Source organism: Roseitalea porphyridii, from assembly GCF_004331955.1.
GTDB lineage: Bacteria > Pseudomonadota > Alphaproteobacteria > Rhizobiales > Rhizobiaceae > Roseitalea > Roseitalea porphyridii.
Genome location: NZ_CP036532.1, coordinates 3331478 through 3349940, shown reverse-complemented (window position 1 = coordinate 3349940; position 18463 = coordinate 3331478). Strand labels below are relative to the sequence as shown.

Annotated in this window: 18 protein-coding genes and 2 pseudogenes; 16 read left to right on the top strand and 4 right to left on the bottom strand. The window is 63.0% G+C overall.

Annotation, left to right across the window (positions count from 1 at the left end):
- Positions 1-233 precede the first annotated feature (233 nt).
- Positions 234-590, bottom strand: a pseudogene (locus E0E05_RS16355) (transposase); the annotation flags it as partial.
- Between the two features lie 132 nt (positions 591-722).
- Here E0E05_RS16355 and E0E05_RS16350 point away from each other — a divergent pair.
- From E0E05_RS16350 to E0E05_RS16315, 8 genes are all read left to right on the top strand, one after another.
- On the top strand, positions 723-929 hold the full coding sequence (locus E0E05_RS16350; protein ID WP_131617661.1) for a hypothetical protein: 207 nt from the start codon (positions 723-725) through the stop codon (positions 927-929).
- 238 nt (positions 930-1167) lie between these two features.
- Positions 1168-1662, top strand: a complete 495-nt coding sequence (locus tag E0E05_RS16345; protein ID WP_131617660.1) for a hypothetical protein — start codon at positions 1168-1170, stop codon at positions 1660-1662.
- A 42-nt stretch (positions 1663-1704) separates the two neighbouring features.
- Positions 1705-2085 (top strand): DoxX family protein, encoded by a 381-nt coding sequence (locus E0E05_RS16340; RefSeq protein ID WP_131617659.1) that lies wholly within the window; start codon positions 1705-1707, stop codon positions 2083-2085.
- Between the two features lie 261 nt (positions 2086-2346).
- The gene (locus E0E05_RS16335; protein WP_131617658.1) at positions 2347-2832 is read left to right on the top strand and encodes a hypothetical protein; all 486 of its coding nucleotides are present in this window, start codon (positions 2347-2349) and stop codon (positions 2830-2832) included.
- 73 nt (positions 2833-2905) lie between these two features.
- Complete coding sequence (locus E0E05_RS16330; RefSeq protein ID WP_131617657.1) at positions 2906-4048, top strand: efflux RND transporter periplasmic adaptor subunit; 1143 nt, start codon at positions 2906-2908, stop codon at positions 4046-4048.
- Complete coding sequence (locus E0E05_RS16325; protein WP_131617656.1) at positions 4045-7125, top strand: efflux RND transporter permease subunit; 3081 nt, start codon at positions 4045-4047, stop codon at positions 7123-7125. Before E0E05_RS16330 ends, E0E05_RS16325 begins: the two co-directional genes overlap by 4 nt.
- A 116-nt stretch (positions 7126-7241) precedes the next feature.
- Positions 7242-8063 (top strand): alpha/beta hydrolase, encoded by an 822-nt coding sequence (locus E0E05_RS16320; protein WP_158629399.1) that lies wholly within the window; start codon positions 7242-7244, stop codon positions 8061-8063.
- 190 nt (positions 8064-8253) lie between these two features.
- The gene (locus tag E0E05_RS16315; RefSeq protein WP_131617654.1) at positions 8254-9162 is read left to right on the top strand and encodes a LysR family transcriptional regulator; all 909 of its coding nucleotides are present in this window, start codon (positions 8254-8256) and stop codon (positions 9160-9162) included.
- A gap of 104 nt (positions 9163-9266) precedes the next feature.
- Here E0E05_RS16315 and E0E05_RS17935 read toward each other — a convergent pair whose 3' ends face one another.
- The 3 genes and pseudogenes from E0E05_RS17935 to E0E05_RS16305 form a co-directional block, all read right to left on the bottom strand.
- Positions 9267-9413 carry a hypothetical protein gene (locus E0E05_RS17935; RefSeq protein ID WP_428977582.1) on the bottom strand — a complete coding sequence of 49 codons (147 nt, stop codon included), beginning with the start codon at positions 9411-9413 and terminating at the stop codon, positions 9267-9269.
- 118 nt (positions 9414-9531) lie between these two features.
- A pseudogene (locus E0E05_RS17930) lies at positions 9532-9630 on the bottom strand (hypothetical protein); the annotation flags it as partial.
- A 340-nt stretch (positions 9631-9970) separates the two neighbouring features.
- Entirely contained in the window at positions 9971-10831 is an 861-nt protein-coding gene (locus E0E05_RS16305) for a helix-turn-helix domain-containing protein (RefSeq protein WP_158629398.1), read from the bottom strand.
- Between the two features lie 140 nt (positions 10832-10971).
- Between E0E05_RS16305 and E0E05_RS16300 the strand changes: the two genes are divergently transcribed.
- The 8 genes from E0E05_RS16300 to deoC all read left to right on the top strand — a co-directional run bounded on the left by E0E05_RS16300 (position 10972) and on the right by deoC (position 18397).
- A complete protein-coding gene (locus E0E05_RS16300) occupies positions 10972-11736 on the top strand; it encodes a phytanoyl-CoA dioxygenase family protein (protein ID WP_039723726.1) in 765 nt (254 codons plus the stop codon).
- A gap of 242 nt (positions 11737-11978) precedes the next feature.
- A complete protein-coding gene (locus tag E0E05_RS16295; protein WP_244597815.1) occupies positions 11979-12794 on the top strand; it encodes an ABC transporter permease in 816 nt (271 codons plus the stop codon).
- Between the two features lie 37 nt (positions 12795-12831).
- Positions 12832-13806: a sugar ABC transporter substrate-binding protein gene (locus tag E0E05_RS16290; protein WP_131617653.1), complete on the top strand. Its 975-nt coding sequence runs from the start codon at positions 12832-12834 to the stop codon at positions 13804-13806.
- A 54-nt stretch (positions 13807-13860) separates the two neighbouring features.
- Positions 13861-15390, top strand: coding sequence for a sugar ABC transporter ATP-binding protein (locus E0E05_RS16285; RefSeq protein WP_131617652.1), 1530 nt, complete (start codon positions 13861-13863; stop codon positions 15388-15390).
- A 31-nt stretch (positions 15391-15421) separates the two neighbouring features.
- Entirely contained in the window at positions 15422-16366 is a 945-nt protein-coding gene (locus E0E05_RS16280; RefSeq protein ID WP_131617651.1) for a ribokinase, read from the top strand.
- Positions 16363-16824, top strand: a complete 462-nt coding sequence (rbsD, locus tag E0E05_RS16275; protein ID WP_131617650.1) for a D-ribose pyranase — start codon at positions 16363-16365, stop codon at positions 16822-16824. The genes E0E05_RS16280 and rbsD overlap by 4 nt, the downstream gene beginning before the upstream one ends.
- On the top strand, positions 16764-17651 hold the full coding sequence (locus E0E05_RS16270) for a 3-methyl-2-oxobutanoate hydroxymethyltransferase (protein ID WP_244597814.1): 888 nt from the start codon (positions 16764-16766) through the stop codon (positions 17649-17651). Before rbsD ends, E0E05_RS16270 begins: the two co-directional genes overlap by 61 nt.
- A 71-nt stretch (positions 17652-17722) precedes the next feature.
- Positions 17723-18397, top strand: a complete 675-nt coding sequence (gene deoC / locus E0E05_RS16265) for a deoxyribose-phosphate aldolase (protein WP_210215733.1) — start codon at positions 17723-17725, stop codon at positions 18395-18397.
- The last annotated feature ends 66 nt before the right edge of the window (positions 18398-18463 follow it).

Here is an 18463-nt window from a genome sequence, read left to right as displayed (position 1 = left end):
GCTGATGGCGATCGCGGCCGGGTGCGGTCATGTGTCCGGCCATTGTGCGCGGTGCTTTTGACCGCTGGCCCTGATGAAGTCCGCATGCCTGGTCACGATCAGAGCAACGGTTTTTGATATCCAGACAATGCCACGGGGTGTCGTGGCGGCGGTCCCGTTTTGATCATCATCATTCACATCTGCCCTTGCATCTCTACGCGGCGCTGTTGGACCGCCGCTATCTCCTTCTGCGTTCAGATTGCCGGTTCGACTTTGTAGTCTTCTCCCCTGGCCAGTAGCGCCCAAGCCACCCGCGCGGTCTTGTTGGCGATCGCCACGGTGACAAGCCGCGTCGGTTTGCGATCAAGCAAGGATCTGACCCAGGCGCCGGTCCGTGTATCGGTCGTCTCGGCGCGTCGTGTGGCGGATGTGGCACCGACGACCAGCAATCTTCGCAGGTAACCATTGCCCATCTTCGACACACGTCCCAACCGTTCCTTTCCGCCCGATGAGTCTTGCCGTGGCACGAGCCCCAGCCAGGCCGCGAACTGGCGGCCGGATTTGAAAACGGATGGGTCGGGCACGCTGGCAGCAAGCGATGTGGCGGTGATGCCGCGTTTCAGTATTGAGACGATCAGTTCACCTTCGATGGCTTCTTGGACCGATGCTCGCTGACTAGCTTTTCGGCGTGGGTCAATTGCTCAGGCTCACACCCACGCGAACCGACATTGAAGGAGAAAGTTATGAAAAAGACGATGCTTGCCCTCGCCGCCGTGATGTTTCCCGCCACGGCGATGGCTCAGTCCACGGCGCTGGACGTCTTCCAATGGGAGCCGAACCCAGCCACTCAAATCGACACGCGCGATACGCGTTCGATTGTCAACCAGGCGAAGGACGAAGAACAGCGGGCGAGACTTGGCGACGGATCACCGGCCTACGGCCGCTACTAGATGGTCATCCCAGTCGGGGGGTATGCAACAGGCGTGCCTCCCGACCCGATGAGCAACGAAGTCGCCAATCCTCCGCGGGGCCAAGATGGATGCCTCTAACATACTCGATACAGGCTCTGCGGGAGACGAGGCCGCAGGAGCCGGGGCTATCAATAGGTCGTCCCGCCAACTCCAATGCGTCATTAATCCATCGGATCATGCCGATCATGTGGCTCATGTTAGTGTCCGGTCAACACCAATGAACGCGCGCCGAAAATTGGCAACGGTGCTGACCGGCGAGCCAATGGCGTCACCTTGGGTGCTATCCAGTGAAGGGTACACGAATTTCGAGGCGTTCGCTGCGCCCCATGCGCACTTGAGATATTTGGCGGCCGGACTTGGTCTCTTCTTATTAAGTCATGCTGAGTTTCTCGCCAAGCGCAAGCACCTCAATATCGCCGACGCCTATCTGGAAAAGTGCTTGTCGTGGACGCCATATCGGGTTGATTTTGAGCAGGTTGGACGAGTGCTGCCCTATGGCAAGGCCGAATTCGTCGATTTCGTTCTGATCTTCAAGAGCCGCACCGCCAATCAACGCGGCGATGAACTGCAACTGTTCTGCCGCCAGGTTCAGCGCACGATCCAAGCGATCACGGCCGCCGACCAGATATCGGTGACCGTTATTCTTGATGGCCGCATCGCTGGGCAAATCAATCGGACGTTCGGCGACGGAGCCATGCTTCAATCACGGTGAACTTCACCGTATCCCAAACAAGCAATAATGGAGTGAAGAACAATGACCGATCATGGAATATCTAGTCAACGTTCAAACTGGAAGAGCTACACGCTATGGGCAGCGCAAGTCCTGACGGCCTTTGCCTTCTTTGCCGCAGGCATGGCGAAGATCGCTGGTGCAGAGCGGATGGTCACGCTCTTCAACGAGATCGGCGCTGGCCAATGGTTGCGTTACACCACGGGCGTATTGGAGATGACCGGTGCGATCCTGATCCTCATACCGTCCCGCGCTTGGCTTGGCGGCTTGCTCTTGTCCTGCATCATGGTCGGGGCGATCTACGTCCACCTTGCTGTTGTCGGCGGTTCTTTCCTACCCGCACCGGTCCTATTGGTGCTCTCCGCATGGATCGCTTACGAGCGGCGACCGGCTATACGCGCCTAGTCATGTCCGTGCTCTGGAACGTGGCTTCAACTCGCCATCTTGCTGCGGCGGACTGCGTTCCGAAATCGGAACGCCGCGTTGCAAATAGTCCCGTTCCAGAAATGACTGAAGTGCGAGATAGGTGTCTCGCGTCCGCCGCAGAATGCCTGCGGAGCGGATCGTGGCGCGACAAGGGCGCGCGACGCCAGATCAAGACACGACGTCAAAGAGCGACCTTTCGCCGTCGACCAAGCGGTTTGGCGGCAGAAATGGAGACGAACGATGATGCAGACCGAGCTGCTACATACCCTGCTTGCCGCTTTGCTCGGCATAGCAACGGGAATCCTTGTGGTCCTGTCGCTGATCGAAAAGCCGATCTGGCCGATGATGTGGGCGCCGCGCACGCCTGAGGTAAGCGATCAAAGCGCGCGCAAGGCGCATGTGATCCTGAAGCGCGTCATTCATCTGCTGCCACCGACCATGATGAAAACCATGGGCGCGGCGTCGCTCGCGATGATCGCCTTGCTAGTCGTCACGGATTTTGGGGGTGCGAGCCTCGCCGTCGCAGCGCTGTTCTTCACGCAACTTGCCCTGATCGTGGCGCGGCTACTTCGCGATGTCCGAGGCGTGGACGACGTGCCCTCGGATGGCGATCCAGCCCAGGTGCGCGACGGCCTCGCTGCGCTGCCGCTGTTGCATCACCGGGGGCTCCTGATGGCGGCGAGCACACTCATCGCACTTCTGGCTCTTCAAATCGCGCTGACCTGACCTCGCCGTGCACCCGCCGGTTAGTCAATGATGCGCGCCGGTGCTTGCTTGTCTCGCAGCCAAAGGAAACGAGATGCACAATGCCAAACTCACGATAACGGCCCTGGCCACCTTGGCGCTTGCCGGGTGTTGGGATGAGGAAGTCGCCACACCCAAACGCGAGCCGCGCGTGGTGCGCGTGGCCGTGGCCGAAGAGGCAGAGGCGGTTCGCACCCGTGCATTTCCCGCGGTGTTGCAACCCCCAGAGGTCACAACATTGGCCTTTGATGTCGGCGGGCGCCTGGGTGCGATCGACTTGCGCATCGGTCAAGATGTGCGGGAGGGCGATGCTCTGGCGACGGTCGAGGCCGAAGGCGCCACGTTGCGATTGCAACAGGCCGAGGCCGCCTTGGCCGAAGCGGAAACCGCCGCCGTGAATGCGCGCACGGAAGCCGAGCGCCAGACGGTGCTCTTTGAGCGAGACGTCGTGGCGGCAGCGGCGCGTGATCGCGCGGTGACCCAGGCCGAGCAGGCCGAGGCCCGCGTGTCTCAGGCGATGCGAAACCTGGAGCTCCTCAGCGAAACACTGGAAGACACGACGCTACGCGCACCGTTCGACGGGGTCATCGACGGAATCACCGTTCAAGCCTTCGGAACGGTACAGCCTGGCCAGACCGTGCTGACGCTCTACGAGGACACCGGGTTCCAAGCCACGATCCTCGTCTCGTTCGAGGTGGTCAGTGCGCTCGAAATTGGCCAGGAACTGACGGTCGTACCATCGGATGGCGACGCGACGCCACTGGCGGCCACGCTGACCGAGATCGGACGCCGGGCCGCTTCGGTGTCGTCCTTTCCCGTGGTTGTGACGCTGGACGAGGCGCGGCCAGACCTTCGGTCAGGTATGGCGGCGGAAGTGCTGTTCGATCTGCCAGTGCCGGAGGCGCAAGATGGGATCGAACTGCCGCTGTCCGCTGTGGCACTCGGGCGCGACGTCGGTCTGGACGAGACCCCGCGCCGTGCGCAGATGTTCGTGGCAAGACCCATCGAGGATGACAGGGCAGAGCTCGCTCTGGTCGACGTGACGGTCGCTGCCGTCGCCGGCTCCGCGGTGTATGTGACCGACGGATTGGCGCCCGGCGAGCTGGTCGTGACTGCCGGCGTGTCGTTTCTCGATCCCGGTCAGATCGTTCGCCTGCCCGATATGGAACCGGACAACCTCGCGGAAGTCCTCAAATGACCTTCCTTACGCGCATCGGGATAGAAAAATCCCGTCTCAGCATTCTCGTGATGCTCCTCGCCATCGCCATCGGCGCGTCGAGTTACCTGAACCTGCCGAAACGCGAAGACCCGGAGATTATCATCCGCACCGCAATCGTGACTGCCGCCAACCCGGGCCTGCGCCTGGAACAGCTGGAAGAACTCGTCGCCATGCCGTTGGAGGAGGCCGTGCGAGCCATTCCGGGCGTTGATGAGGTGCGAACACAACTGACCGGAGGCGTCGCGGTGTTGCAGGTGGATCTGGCGGATGCGGTGGCCGAGCAAGATCTCACGAATGTGTTCGATGAAATCCGCAACGACATGGAGGCGCTGGCTGGGAATCTGCCGGAAGGCACCCGCGGACCGATCGTGAATACCGACTTTGGTGATGTTGCGGTGGCGACGGTCGCCATAACGGGCGAGGGCTTCGCGCTGAATGAGATCGAGGAGGCGGCGAGAGAACTACGCGACCGTCTCTACGCGCTGCCCGATATCGCGGCCGTGTCGCTTCATGGCACGCAGTCGCAGGTCGTCACTTTGGCCGTTGACCGCGCGCGGCTCGCATCCTTGGGCGCAACTCTAAACCCTGTTCTGGCCGCGTTGCAGGGGCAGAACGTGCGCCTGCCAGCGGGATCCGTTGTGACCGGCGAGGCGCGGGTGCCGCTGGAAACGACCGGTGATTTCCAGTCGGTCGAGGATATCGAGAACCTTCTCGTGGACCTGTCGGGCGGCCGCGGCGATGCCCGACTGGTCCGGCTCGGCGATCTGGTCGAGGTGACCCTGGAAAACGAGTCCCCCGCCACGCGGCCCGTGTTCCAGAACGGACGACCCGCCATCGTCGTGGCTGTCGAGATGGGTGAAGGCGTGGACATCACCGCACTTGGCCCGGAATTGCAGGCCGTGATCGACGGTTTCGTGGCCGATCAGCCCATCGGGATCGAGGCCATGATCAGCACCTTTCAGCCCGAAGTTGTCGAGGCGTCGGTCAACGGCGCGCTCGTGAACATGGCGCAGACGATCGCGGTCGTGTTCCTGGTGATGCTGGTCTTTCTCGGGCTGAAGACGGCGCTCGTGGTCGCGGCCATCGTGCCGCTGGCGATCAGCTTTTCCTTCGCGTTGATGCCGAGTGTCGGCGTGGGACTACAACAGGTCTCTATCGCTGCGATCATCATCAGCCTGGGCATCCTGGTCGACAATGGCGTCGTCATCGTTGAGGACATCCAGCGACGCATCGGCGCGGGAGAGGCGAGACGGGATGCGGCATTGGCCGCCGGTCATCAATACGCCCTTCCGCTTTTCGTGGCGTCGTCCACGACTGTGGCCGCCTTTCTGCCCCTCTTTCTTCTGGAAGGAACCGAAGGCCAATACGGCTATTCGCTCGGCACTGTTGTCATGCTGATGCTCGCAGGAAGCTACCTGTCGGCGCTCTATCTCCTTCCTCGGCTTGCGGTCTGGGCAATCCCGGCCCCGAAAGCAGACGCAGCGGACCGGCGCGGTCTGTTCGACTATGTCGCCGACGCTTACGGTTGGCTTGTGCGGGGTGTGGTACGGGCGCCCATCTTTGTCATAGGCGCGGTCATCGCGGTGGTCATCGCGGGCGCAAGCCAGATGGGCAACGTGCGCCAGCAGATGTTTCCGCTCAGCGATCGGGCGCAAATCCTCGCCTATATTGACCTGCCGCGCGGCTCCGACATCGCGGCGACGGAGACCGCGGCCAATGACCTGACCGCATGGCTGACGGGCGAGGAAAACCCCGAAGTCACCGGCGTAACCGGCTTCATCGGCGCGGGCGGGCCGAGGTTCGTGCTGTCACTCGATCCGGCGGATACCGATCCGGCCTCCGCCTTCATGGTGATCAACACCGTGGATTTCGAAAGCTCCGGTGCGGTGCTGGACCGCGCACGCGCCTACGTGGCCGAGGCGATGCCAGGCGCCTCCGTGCGGCTAAAGCGCCTCGCCATGGGCGGGCGTGAACCGGCTGTGGATGTGGAGATTTCCGGACCCGATGCGGACCGCCTGCTCGATGCAGCGCTGCAAGTGCGCGCGGCCTTCGGCGAGGTGCCGGGCCTGATCCAGAACCGCGAGGACTGGGGCGGTCGGCAATTGACCGGCACGATCCAGATCGCCCAGGACCGCATCCGCGAATATGGGCTCACCTCCCGCGATGTCGCGGAAGCGCTCGAAGGCTTCTTCGACGGGCGGCAATTCAGCACCCTGCGCCAAGGCGACGACCTGATCCCCATCGTGTTGCGTGGCGCGGGCGAAGACCGGACGGACTTCGAGGCGATTGCGAACGCCGCCATCGAGGCCGACGGAAAGATCCTGTCGCTGGACCAGTTCGCCGAGATCGCTCCAAGACCCGAGATCGCGACGATGCGCCGGGTGGATCAGCAACGCACGATCACGGTGTCGGCCATCCCCGAAACGATGTCCGCCTACGACCTTCTGGAGATCGTACAGCCGGAGCTTGACCGCATCGCCGAGGAACTCGGCCCGGCGTACACCATCAATATCGGTGGTGAGATCGAGGCTGCCGAAGACGTGCGGGTCCTTCTTGGCGGGGGCCTTCCCGTGGCGGGGATCGTGATGGTGCTGGCGCTGATGATCCAGTTCAACAGCTTCCGCCGGGTGGGCATCACGCTCGCCGCCGTGCCGCTGGTCATCGCGGGTGTCGGGCCGACGCTGAACGCGACCGGCCAGCCATTGAGCTTCTTCGGCATCCTTGGGCTACTGGCGCTGACCGGTATTATAGCGAACAACGTGATCGTGCTGATCGACCAGATCGACCTGGAGCGGGAGGAAAACCCCCTGAACGAGGCGATCGTGGAGGCCGCGAAGAAACGGCTGCGTCCGATCCTGCTGACCTCGCTGACCACTGTGATCGGGCTGATGCCGATGGCGATCGCCGGCGGTGCCCTGTGGGAGCCGATGGCCACCCTGATGATCGGCGGTCTGGGTCTTGCCGCCCTCCTGGCCCTCTTCTGGGTGCCAGCGCTTTATCGTGTGGCGTTCCGGTTGGCCGCGAAAGATGCACCGGTGCGGGAAGCCCCCGCATGACGTCTGTTCTTTCAAGGCGCACGGTCTTGGCGGGCAGCCTGGCCCTTGCAGGTTGCGGCCACCGTGGCGCTTTCGTTCAGGCGGGCGGGCCCGTTGGGCGGACGCGGCGTGTGCTGATGGCGACAAATGCGGCGCCGGGCGGGGCGCGCGCGGGCGTCACTCGGCGGAATACGTTGAGCTTGTTGGCGGTCGATGTCGCCATGCCCCAGGGCCGCGCGCCCGGTGTAATGCCGCTTGGCCCGGGTGGCTTTTCAGTTGCCGGGACCGCGCCTATCCCGGATCTGCCGGCGGAGTTGCAGGGGCCAGACGCGCCGATCCTATGGATTCATGGCTTCAACAACACGCCCGCCGAAGCGGTCTATCGCATTGCCCAGATGGCGGAGGATCTGGGGCTGCCCGGTCGGCTGGTGGCCTTCGCCTGGCCCTCGGCGGCGCGGGCAGCTGGATATCTGCATGACCGGGACAGCGTTCTGCACGCCAGAAGCCTGGCCAAGGATCTGATCGCCGAGCTGCACCGTGCCTCCGGGCAGCGCGTCTTCGTGCTGGCCCATTCCCTCGGTGGCCTTCTGGCCCTAGAAGCCCTTCGTGAGGCGAGCCTCGAAGGGCGCCCGCCCAAGGCTCTTGTCGAAGGGCTCGTTCTCTTACCGCCGGATATCGACCCGGACGTGTTCTTCGGCCTCGTCGAGGATATCGGACCCAAGCCGCGGATGCTTGTTATTGTAGCGCGCAACGATCCGGTCCTCCGGCTTTCTGCGCGACTGTCCGGTCGACCCGCGCGCATCGGGGCAACGCCTGATATCGAGCGTCTGCAGGCAGCGGGGATCGCTGTGCTAGACCTTACGGGCATAGGCGATGCCGGAAATCCCCATTTCGCGGCGGCAACATCGTCGGAAGCCTTACGTCTGATCCGCTCAATCAGGGCATCGCACGAGGGATGAGCGAAATGAACTGCATGGTACTCAATGGTGCAATCGGTGACAGACCGCCGACCGTCATGCAGCATCGGCAACAGGCGGGAGAACTGACCAACCAGCCGCCGCCACAATACGCCTGCAACAACAAGCCTCCGGCAAGCCGAGGGGCTCTTCAATAGGCCTGCAATACGCGACCAATGGCGGAAAACCTGACATGCCACTCAGCGACCGAATCAGTGTTGATGATCTGAGGCTCTTCTTCCTTCTGCATGAAGCTGGCGGAATCACCGCGGCGGCGCGTCGATTTGGCGTGCCCAAAGCCACCTTGTCGCGCGCCTTGGCCCGTCTTGAGCAGACCGCCGGTATGCCGCTGTTCGATCGCGTCAGCAATGGCCTGCAGTTGACGCAAGCCGGAAACAGTCTGATTGAGTGCGCCAGCGCGGCGACGCGTGCCGGGTCGGATGCCGAGGAGATACTGCGCTCGGCAAGAGGCGAGCCTGGTGGCGCATTACGAATTGCAGCCAGTGCCCTGTCGGCTCAGCAATTGCTCGGCCCCGTGCTCGCACGCATCGGTCAGCGCTATCCCAAGATCGAACCATCGGTGACGGTCACCGCGCTTGGTCCTGATCCATTGGCCGAGGAACTTGATGTCGTGCTGCGCCTCGGACGACCCGAAGAACCCTATCTGATCGCAAGGAAGATCGCAGGAACGACACTGCGTCTGTATGTCTCCAAAAAGGTCGAAGGTCGTCTCGATCTAGGAAATCCGAAAGAGGTGGAAGCATTGGGACGCATTATCGTCAATGTCCCTGGCTCTCCACATGAATGGCACCTAAAAAATTCCGATGGTAAGTCCGTCAAACTCGTCTCTAAACCAATGTGCACGGTCGGAGATCCGACCGTCGCACTTGGCATAATCAGGGCGGGATCGGGAGTTGCATTGCTGCCTGCAGCGTTCGGCGAGCCACGGGTCGAGAGCGGCGAGTTTCTATGTGCACTTCCTGGCTTCGCCGGCCCCGGCGTAGAGATATTTGCATCGTTCCCGCCGCGCCGTGCGAGCGTGCCTGCCGTCCGAGCCTTCCTCGACATCCTATTGGAAGTCGGAAAAGATGTGCCGCACTAACCGAGCAAGGGGGCGGGCGGTGGTCGGTGCGGCATCAGGCGGGTGCCACCCAGTACGGCACGGGGATGCTCGGCGCCCGATCTGGCCAAATTAAATAGGCCCAATCAGCTCTGGAGCCAGCGTCGCAGAGCCTTCTCCGTCTCCAATATGAGCAGCATTCCCAATCCCTTGAGTAGTACAGCCCCCAGATCGGCAGCAGATATCGCCCCTGATTGGAAGACCAGCTGCATCATGGGCGTGTAGGTAAACATCGTCTGGAGAATAAGGCTGAGACCGACGCCAAGTACGACCAGGGCGCGATCCCACGAACGTCTCCATGCTCAGGCTGTTCGATCCCAGCGCTCGCACGGAGAGAAGATAGAATATTTCCAGCATTACGATCGCATTGACCGCCAGCGTACGTGCATGTTCGACGCTCTCACCTCGGCCCGTAGACCAGATGAAGGCGGTAAATGCCGCTCCGGCCATCAGACATGAGACACGGATTATCCGCCAGACCTGTGAATCGGCGCCCAAACCGTGACCCCACCCAGAGAATATAGCAAGATACTGTCTTTGCGGGCTAGCGGTCACTGCGTCTCGCGTTTCTGTCCCATCTCCATTCCTTGTCGATTACGATGAGCCCGAAACCCTCCACTTTGAAATCAAACCTGATGTCCGATAGGCGCTGATGTTTGACAGATGGCTACGCTCGTCGAAGGAGGCGGGGCGACTCGGACAATTGACGCGCGACTTCTTAACCCCGGTCCTCAGGCGGCGTCACATCTACACGGCGGCTGCTTGATGGAGCTTGAGCGGCCTACCGCGTTCAGGCGCTCCGCATACCCAGTTCGGACTTTCGCCAGTCGGTTGGGGATCGACCGACGACGCGACGGAAATCACGGCTGAAATGATAGCCGTCGCAGAAACCGCAAGCGATCGCGATCTCCTGCAAGGAAAGTGAAGATTCCAGCATCATGCGCTGGGCCATTGCCAGGCGCTGGTGCCGCAGATGAGCGCGGGGCGTCGTGTTGAGATATTGGCGGAAAAGGCGGCGAAGCTGCGATGGGCTCACGCCGGCGACATCGGCCATGTCGTCGGCGAGCCAAGCGCGCTCCGGATTAGCGGCTATCATGTGCCGGAGTCTTTCCAGGGGCGCTGGAACCCCGGCGTGGGCCCGCGGTTCACGTTGCCGGCCAAGGATTTGCAGAAAGGCCGCGACGGCCGCGTTCAGCCTCAAGTCCGTGTCGACACGCTGCGTCTCGAGGATCTGGAACAGGCTCTGGAACCATCCGATCAATTCGGAGCCCTCGGAGATCGTCATTCGTGAGCGCCCGGCACCGAAAATCCGCTCTCTGAGCGTGCCCAGATCAGGTCCATCCAGGCGGAGCCACATCACGGACCAGGGATCGCGCCGGTCGGCACAATGGCCATGCGGCTTGTCGCCGGCGATCCAGGCCAACTGGCCTGCCGTCAGATCAAAACCCAGACCGTCCGTTTCGACCTGACCGCGTCCGGACAGGCAATACAGCACGTCGTCGCCTGGACACTCGTCCCGGCGGATGCCGCCTCCAGGCAGAGCATCGAGCCAGCCGGCCCGCAGCACCGTCGTCAATCCGCCCCGTATCCGGGCGTCCGGAACGTAATACTGGCTGATCCGTATGGATGCCGCGCGATAAGGCTGGGCCATGCGCGTTTCATACATGCATGCAGCCAGACTGTCCATTTCCCAAGGCCGTTGCCGAGATAAGATGCGCACAGTTGGGCAGCGTAAAACGACTGCGCACGCAAAGCCGGCGATCAGAAGCCGCGCAGGATTGGGAGGAATGTATGCTCGTGCCGACAAGGGCCGAAACGCGCGCCTATGAGGCGGACGGGTTCTTCGTTCGCAAAGGGTTTTTGTCCGATGGCGAGGTGGCCGATTTCCGCGATGCGGCCAGAAGGCAGCTCGAGGAAGAGAGCAGGTCCGGCTCGGTCATGGAGAAGGGCGACAGCGCCGGCAACAAGACCCTCCTGAAGCTTTGGAACTCGGCCGGCGACGACAAGTACGGGCTGCTCGCCCGTGACGAGCGCCTCGTGCGCATGTCCGAAGCGCTGATCGGCGAGGACATCTACCTCTACAGTCACAAGATGACCATGAAGCAGCCGCGGGAGGGCGGCGCGTGGGAATGGCACCAGGATTTCGGCTACTGGTACAACAATGGCTGTCTTTCTCCGGAGATGCTGTCGATCTGGATCGCACTCGATCCTTCCAACAAGGCCAACGGCTGCCTGCAGGTCCTGAAGGGCTCGCACATCCTGGGCCGCCTCAACCATATCCGCGAGGACGGGCAGACAAATGTCGAAAAGCCCTACCTTGAGGCGGCAGTCGAGCGGTTCGAACACGTCTATGTCGAAATGGAACCCGGTGACGCCCTTGTCTTCCATTGCAATCTCTTGCACCGGTCCGACGCCAACACAAGCGACACCTATCGTTGGGGCTACATCTGCTCCTACAACGCAGCTCACAACGCGCCCTTCGTTCGCGCACGCGACTACGGCAATTTTGAAGAGCTGAAGCCCGTGCCGGCCGGCAGCTTCATGAACGTCCAATGACCGATGAAGCCAGCGCCGGAGGCGGATTGAAATCGATGCCGCCCACGGCGGGCTCCCCGCGCTATTCTCCGACGCGCGTTTCGTTGGCAAGGCGCGTGCTGACCGCCAAGGAAACCGGGGTCTTCCTTGCGCTGGTCGTCATGTGCCTGTTTCTCGCGTTCGCGACCGAGAGCTTCCTGACGACGACCAACCTTCTGAACGTCGGCCGTCAGATATCGCTGCTCGGGATCATGGCGATCGGCATGACCTTCGTGCTGGTTTCCGGTGAGATCGATCTTTCGGTCGGTTCGACCTATGCATTGGGCGGGCTTGCCACTGGCATGTTCATCATCTCGGGCTGGCCGCTTCTGCCCGCGCTCGGAGCCGGCCTGCTGATCGGTGCAGCCGTCGGACTTGCGAACGGGCTGTTGTCGACCTACGGCCGACTGCCTTCGCTGATTGCCACGCTGGGGATGCTGTCGATCATCAGGGGCTCGGCCCTCCTTCTGACGGGCGGGCAGCCCGTCACGGTGAACGAGCGCAACGGCGCGGCGCCCGACGTGTTGGCCCGGTTCGAGTTCATGGGGCAGGGCTATCTTTTCGGCGTGGTGCCGATGCAGCTCGTCTTTTTCGCCGCAGTTGCGGCGCTAGGCTGGCTGCTTCTGTCACGCACGGCCTTCGGCTTTCGGGTGTTCGCGGTTGGTGGCAGCGCCAAGGCCGCGCGGGTGTCAGGCATCCACGTTCAAAGCGTAAAGATCTGGGCGTTCGTGATCATGGGAACGCTGGCGGCGCTGGCCGGCATCCTGTCGATGGCCTTCCTTCCAAGCGGTCAGGCCGGACGGACCGGCCTTGGCCTGGAACTCGACGTCATCGCCGCCGTCGTCATAGGCGGTGCCTCGCTGGCAGGGGGAATCGGCACGGTTCTGGGCACCGTCCTCGGGGTTCTGGTCATCGGCGTGCTGCGCAACGGCCTGGTTCTCATGGGCGTGTCGCCCTTCATGCAGGAGGTCATGATCGGCCTCGTCATCATCATTGCGGTCGCGATCGACAAATGGAGCATGCGGTCACGATCGACTTGACCGGCGCAATGCCGGACCAAACTGGGAGGAAACCAAGATGAAAAGACTGCTCGCAACAACTGCCCTCATGGCCGGCATCGCCACGATGCCGCTCGCGGCCAACGCGGATCCGGTAAGCCTGGAAGAATTCGAACTTGCACCGCGCATCGCCGAGAGCATCGAGGCCGGGGAGCCGCTGGATATCTTCGTGTCCTATCATGACGTCTCGAACGAGTTCGCGCCGTTCGTCAGGGCTGGCGTCGAACGGGCCGACGAGGCCGACAATGTCAACGCGCGCTTCATCGGCCCGGTCGGTGCGGATGCGGACGCGCAGATCTCCGAAATCGAGACACTGATGGACCAGATGGACGGCCTGGCGATCTCCTCGGTCAGCACCGATGCCCTCGCACCACTGATCAACCGCCTTGTCGAAGCCGGCATTCCGGTGATCAGCTACAACACCGACAACCCCGACAGCGATCGGCTCGTCTTCGCGGGCCAGGACCTCGTGCAATCGGGCCGGGAGGCCGGCAAGCTGATGGCAGAGGTGCTCGATGGCGAAGGCCGGGTCATGATCACCACGCTCGATGCCGCCGCCCAATGGTCGCTCGATCGCGAAAGCGGCGCGCGCGAGGCGCTTGGCGAGCACGACGGGATCGAGGTCGTTCGCACGCTCAACACGGGCACCGATCCGCAGGAGATCTTCGCCGCCATCGAGAACGCCATGCTGGCCGACCCGAACATCGATGGCATTCTGTCGCTCGAATGCTGCTCGACGCCGGCGGCGGGCGAGTGGGTCGAACGCAACAATCGCGTAGGAGACGTCAAGGTCGTCGGCTTCGACCTGCTGGATCAGACGGTCGAGCTGGTCGCCGACGGCGTGATCCAGGCGACGATCGATCAGGCGCCCGAGCGACAGGGCTACGAGGCGGTCAACCTGTTGGTCACCTTCCTGGGCGGTGAACCGATCGACGATCTTGACACGGGCGTCGGCATCTACACGCCCGACAACGTCTCCGAAGTGATGCAATGACGGCGTCGGGGCGCTCGCCGGAAGCGGGCGCCCACGACCAATGATCGCAAAGCCATGACCGATAGGCCGATCCTCGAACTGCGCAGCGTCACCCGGACATTTCCGGGCGTCGTCGCCATGGATGACGTCTCGATCGCCTTTCGCCCAGGCGAAGTGCATGCGGTCATTGGCGAAAACGGTGCCGGCAAGAGCACCATGATGAACGTGCTCGCCGGTGAGTTGCAGCCCGACGCGGGCGCGATTCTCGTCGATGGCAAGAAGGTCGGCATTTCGGATGCGCTCGCCAGCCAGATGCTCGGTATCCGCATCGTCTTTCAGGAACTGTCGCTTTGCCACAATCTGACGGTCGGTGAGAACGTGCTGCTCAGCACTTTCGCCGACAGGCCGCCCCTTTCGATCCTGGCCCGAAACGGCGCAGCGCGCGCGGCGGCCGAACCGCTGGCGAAGCTCGGTCTGACGGACGTGGCGACCGACACGCCCGTTGCGACCCTCAGCGTCGCCCAGCAACAACTGGTCGAGATCGCCCGCGCCATTTCGCAGCATGTGCGGATCCTCGTGCTTGACGAACCGAACTCTGCACTGTCGCCACGCGAGAGCGCGCGCCTGTTCGAGGTGATACGCACGCTTAAGGCGCAGGGCGTGACGATCATCTATGTCTCGCACCACCTTGAAGAAGTGCTGGCGCTTGCGGACCGCATCAGCGTGATGCGCGACGGCCGCCTGGTCAGGACAATTGACAACGATCCAGAGGTCGATGTCGACCTGCTGGTCACGCACATGGTCGGGCGCCAAGTGAACGCCGCCGACCAATACGCACTGCGGCCCGAGGCGCACAACCATCTCGGGGAACCGGTGCTGGACGTACGCGATCTCAGCGTGGCGGGTAACATCCGCCACGCATCCTTCACCCTCTCACAGGGCGAGATACTCGGCGTCGCCGGATTGCCGGACAGCGGCAAGGACATCCTGGCCGACGCCATCTTCGGACTCGCGCCGCGCGGCGGCACGATCGAGATCGGCGGCATTCGTCTTCCTCCCGGACGGCCGCCCCATTCGATCGCAGCGGGGATCTCGCTGATCCCGGCCGACCGCCGCGCGGCCGGGGCCCTTCTGTCGATGACGGTCGCCGAGAACGCCGTTTCCGCCGCGCTGAGGCGTTTCACCCGGCACGGCTTTCTGCGGCACAGGCCGATCCGTGACACGGCTGCGGACTATGTCGGCAAGCTTGACGCGAGGATCGCCAGTCTTGGCCAAAAAATCGCGACGCTCAGCGGCGGCAACCAGCAGAAGATCATCTTGGCGCGCGGACTCGTCACCGGTCCGCGCGTGCTGATCCTGCACGAACCGACACGCGGCATTGATGTCGGCGCCAAGGCAGAGATCTACTCCATCCTCAAGGCGCTTGCGGCCGATGGCCTGGCGATCCTGATGATCTCATCCGAATTGCCCGAGATCATGCTTCATTCGAGCCGGGTGATCGTGATGGCCGACCAGGTCATCATGGGTCAGCTTTCGGGCGCCGACATCACCGAGGAAGCGATCATGGCTCTGGCTACGCGCAAGGAGGCAGTACGGGCGGCATGATCGGGAAATCACGGAAAACGGGAAGACGATCATGACGCGCATCACCGTCGTCGGCAGCTTTGCGGTCGGCCTGACCATTCGGACCGAGACGATGCCTGTCTTCGGACAGACGATCATTGGATCGGACTTCGACTTCGGGCCGGGCGGAAAGGGATCGAACCAGGCGGTCGGCGCGGCCCGCCTTGGTGCCGAGGCAACGCTCGTTACCTGCCTGGGCCGGGATCAGCTCGCCGGCGTCGCCGATCAACTCTACGCGGCCGAGGGCGTGAAGACCGACTTCATCGAACGCACCGGCGACCGTGCCACGGGCGCGGGAATCATCGTGCTCAATGCAGATGGCGAGAACTTCATCATTCTGGACATGGGCGCCAACGAACTCATGGACGCGGCCATTGTCGATCGAGCCTCCGAGCGCATCGCAACCAGCGACATCGTGATGAGCGTTCTGGAGATCCCTGTCGCGGCTGCCCACCGGGCCATGGAGGCCGGCAAGGCCGCCGGAGCCCGGACGATCTTGAACCCGGCGCCGGCGATGGCATTGCCGGACACCATCTTCGCACATGTGGACTATCTGACGCCCAACGAAAGCGAACTGCGAATCCTTCTCGGCCTTGCGCCCGATGACCCGACCGGTACACAGACGCTCGCGGCCGAATTGCGCCGGCGCGGTGTCGGCACTGTGGTCGCCACGATGGGCGAGAACGGTGCGCTCGTGCTCGGCGATGACATCGATCTTGTGGTGCCAACGCCAAGGGTCGACGCGGTCGACACCACCGGCGCCGGGGACGCGTTCAACGCCGGACTTGCGGTCGCGCTGGGCGAAGGCCGTCCGCTCGCCGACGCGGTCGCCTTTGGCGCCGCCGCCGGGGCGCACGCCTGCACGCGCCTTGGCGTGATTCCCTCTCTGGCCACCGGGACCGAACTTGAAACCTTTGTCGCCGATCAGGCGGGAAATCATGCGGAGGGACCAGAATGAAACGTGGCAAGCTGCTCAATTCCGAACTCAACCACGCCATTGGCGCCATGGGGCATGGTGATCTGATGATCGTGTGTGACGCCGGGTTCCCGATCCCCGCGCACAGTTGGCGAATCGACCTGTCGATCACGCAGGACGTGCCGGACCTCAAGACCGTCCTGTCGGCCATCGCCGACGATTTTATCGCCGAAAAGGTTTCGTACGCCGACACGCTGCCCGACCACAATCCGATCCTACTAGAGACCGTGCGTTCGCTGTTCGGCGATGCCGACCACGAGATGATCGCGCATGCAACGATCCTCGGCGACATGGCGTCGATGGCCAAGGTGATCGTGCGCACCGGCGCGTTCGATCCTTGGGGCAATATCCTGCTCTATTCCGGCGTCGATGTACCCAAATGGTTCTCAAAGCCCGGCACGGTGGCGCCGCCCGAGTACGCCAAGAAACTCAAGGGTTAGGCATGGTTGCGCGCATCTTCAGCTGGGCAGCGACCGACTCTGAGCGGCTTGCGACCGTGGGCGGACTGCGCGCGGCTAAGGGGCGGCACGGTGCCTTCGCCCAAGTGACCGCCGACTCTGCGGCGGAGGCCGAGGCCGCCGAGGCGGCCGGTATCGAAATGGTCGTTTGCCGGGCGGGCAACGTTTCATCGGTGCGTCAGGGGTCGCGTCGGCTGTTCGTGACCGCGGCGCTCGGCTTTGCCGAGGCCGTGACGGACGCCGAAATCCTGCAAACGGCGTTCAAGGCGTTGACCGACGGCGCGGACGCCGTCATCACGGCGCGCCGGCTCGAGGTCGTCTCGCTCCTTGCGGCCGAGGACATTCCGGTCGTGGGCCATCTGGGCTTCGTGCCGCGCAAGTCGACCTGGGTCGGACAGGTGCGTGCCTTCGGCAAGACGGCCGACGAGGCGGTCGAACTCTTTCACAGGTTCCGCCGGCTCGAAGAGGCGGGAGCCTTTGCGGTGGAGGCAGAACTCATGCCGGCCCGGCTGATGGCAGCAATCAGTGCGCGCTCAGGCCTGGTCACCGTCTCGCTTGGCTCGGGGCCGGCTGCGGAGGTCGTGTTCCTTTTCACATCGGACATCTGCGGCGAGACCGCCCGAGTGCCTAAGCACGCCAGGCGCTATGGCGATATCGCCCGCTTGCGCAGGCAGATCGACGAGGAGCGCCGCACCGCGCTGGCCGCCTTCCGCGCCGATGTCGGAGATAACTCGTTTCCCCTGGCGGCCGAGACGGCATCCATGCCCGACGAGGCTTTCGAGGAGTTCCTGAACCGCATCGAAAGCTGACTCCGCCTCCACCTCAACCATCGAACGAAAATGGACCGCCGACCAGCGCGCGGCCATAGAGGAGTATTGCCATGCATGACCTGCAGGAAATCGCCGCGTGCATCCAGCACACCAACGTCTCGCCAGCTACGACGCGCGACGACATCATCGCGCTTTGCGACGAGGCCGAGCGCTACCGCTTTGATGGCGTGATGGTGCAGCCATGCTGGGTGGATCTCTGTCGCAAGAAGCTACAGGGCTCTTCCGTGAAGGTATGCTCGGCAATGGCCTATCCGCTCGGCGGAAGCCTGACTCGCAGCAAGGTCGCGGAAATGCGTCATCTGGTCGAGGAAGGCGCCCAGGAGATCGACTTCATGGCCAATCTCGGCTTTCTGGTTGGTGGCGCCATCGAGGCCTACCATGACGAGATCGCCGCGCTGGTGAGCGCTGCCGATGGCGTGCCGCTGAAGATTATGCTCGAACTGGGCGCGACCCCCGAAGAACTGTGGCAGGTCGCGATCGAACAGGCGGAAAAAGCCGGCGTTGCCTATGTCAAGAATTCGTCGGGTTGGGGGCTTGGAGGAAAGGCCAGTGTCGAGACGATCGGTTTCATGCGCCGGTGCGCGCAGCGAGCAAAGGTGAAGGCGTCGGGCGGCATCCGCACGGCCGAGGACGCCAAGGCGATCCTTTCGGCGGGTGCCCACCTGATCGGCACCAGCGCAGGTCCGGCGATCATGGTAGGGCAGGTCGGCGAAGGCGCATACTGATAATGGCGGGCTTGTCATATGTGGACATCGGGCATCCACCAATATTGCCAGATTAACCGGGCTTAT

Excerpts from the sequence above, each read along its gene's own strand:
- E0E05_RS16350 (WP_131617661.1), top strand. The coding sequence starts at position 723 with ATGAAAAAGACGATGCTTGCCCTCGCCGCCGTGATGTTTCCCGCCACG.
- E0E05_RS16345 (WP_131617660.1), top strand. The coding sequence starts at position 1,168 with ATGAACGCGCGCCGAAAATTGGCAACGGTGCTGACCGGCGAGCCAATG.
- E0E05_RS16340 (WP_131617659.1), top strand. The coding sequence starts at position 1,705 with ATGACCGATCATGGAATATCTAGTCAACGTTCAAACTGGAAGAGCTAC.
- E0E05_RS16335 (WP_131617658.1), top strand. The coding sequence starts at position 2,347 with ATGATGCAGACCGAGCTGCTACATACCCTGCTTGCCGCTTTGCTCGGC.
- E0E05_RS16330 (WP_131617657.1), top strand. The coding sequence starts at position 2,906 with ATGCACAATGCCAAACTCACGATAACGGCCCTGGCCACCTTGGCGCTT.
- E0E05_RS16325 (WP_131617656.1), top strand. The coding sequence starts at position 4,045 with ATGACCTTCCTTACGCGCATCGGGATAGAAAAATCCCGTCTCAGCATT.
- E0E05_RS16320 (WP_158629399.1), top strand. The coding sequence starts at position 7,242 with ATGGCGACAAATGCGGCGCCGGGCGGGGCGCGCGCGGGCGTCACTCGG.
- E0E05_RS16315 (WP_131617654.1), top strand. The coding sequence starts at position 8,254 with ATGCCACTCAGCGACCGAATCAGTGTTGATGATCTGAGGCTCTTCTTC.
- E0E05_RS17935 (WP_428977582.1), bottom strand. The coding sequence starts at position 9,413 with ATGTTTACCTACACGCCCATGATGCAGCTGGTCTTCCAATCAGGGGCG.
- E0E05_RS16305 (WP_158629398.1), bottom strand. The coding sequence starts at position 10,831 with ATGGCCCAGCCTTATCGCGCGGCATCCATACGGATCAGCCAGTATTAC.
- E0E05_RS16300 (WP_039723726.1), top strand. The coding sequence starts at position 10,972 with ATGCTCGTGCCGACAAGGGCCGAAACGCGCGCCTATGAGGCGGACGGG.
- E0E05_RS16295 (WP_244597815.1), top strand. The coding sequence starts at position 11,979 with ATGACCTTCGTGCTGGTTTCCGGTGAGATCGATCTTTCGGTCGGTTCG.
- E0E05_RS16290 (WP_131617653.1), top strand. The coding sequence starts at position 12,832 with ATGAAAAGACTGCTCGCAACAACTGCCCTCATGGCCGGCATCGCCACG.
- E0E05_RS16285 (WP_131617652.1), top strand. The coding sequence starts at position 13,861 with ATGACCGATAGGCCGATCCTCGAACTGCGCAGCGTCACCCGGACATTT.
- E0E05_RS16280 (WP_131617651.1), top strand. The coding sequence starts at position 15,422 with ATGACGCGCATCACCGTCGTCGGCAGCTTTGCGGTCGGCCTGACCATT.
- rbsD (WP_131617650.1), top strand. The coding sequence starts at position 16,363 with ATGAAACGTGGCAAGCTGCTCAATTCCGAACTCAACCACGCCATTGGC.
- E0E05_RS16270 (WP_244597814.1), top strand. The coding sequence starts at position 16,764 with ATGGTTCTCAAAGCCCGGCACGGTGGCGCCGCCCGAGTACGCCAAGAA.
- deoC (WP_210215733.1), top strand. The coding sequence starts at position 17,723 with ATGCATGACCTGCAGGAAATCGCCGCGTGCATCCAGCACACCAACGTC.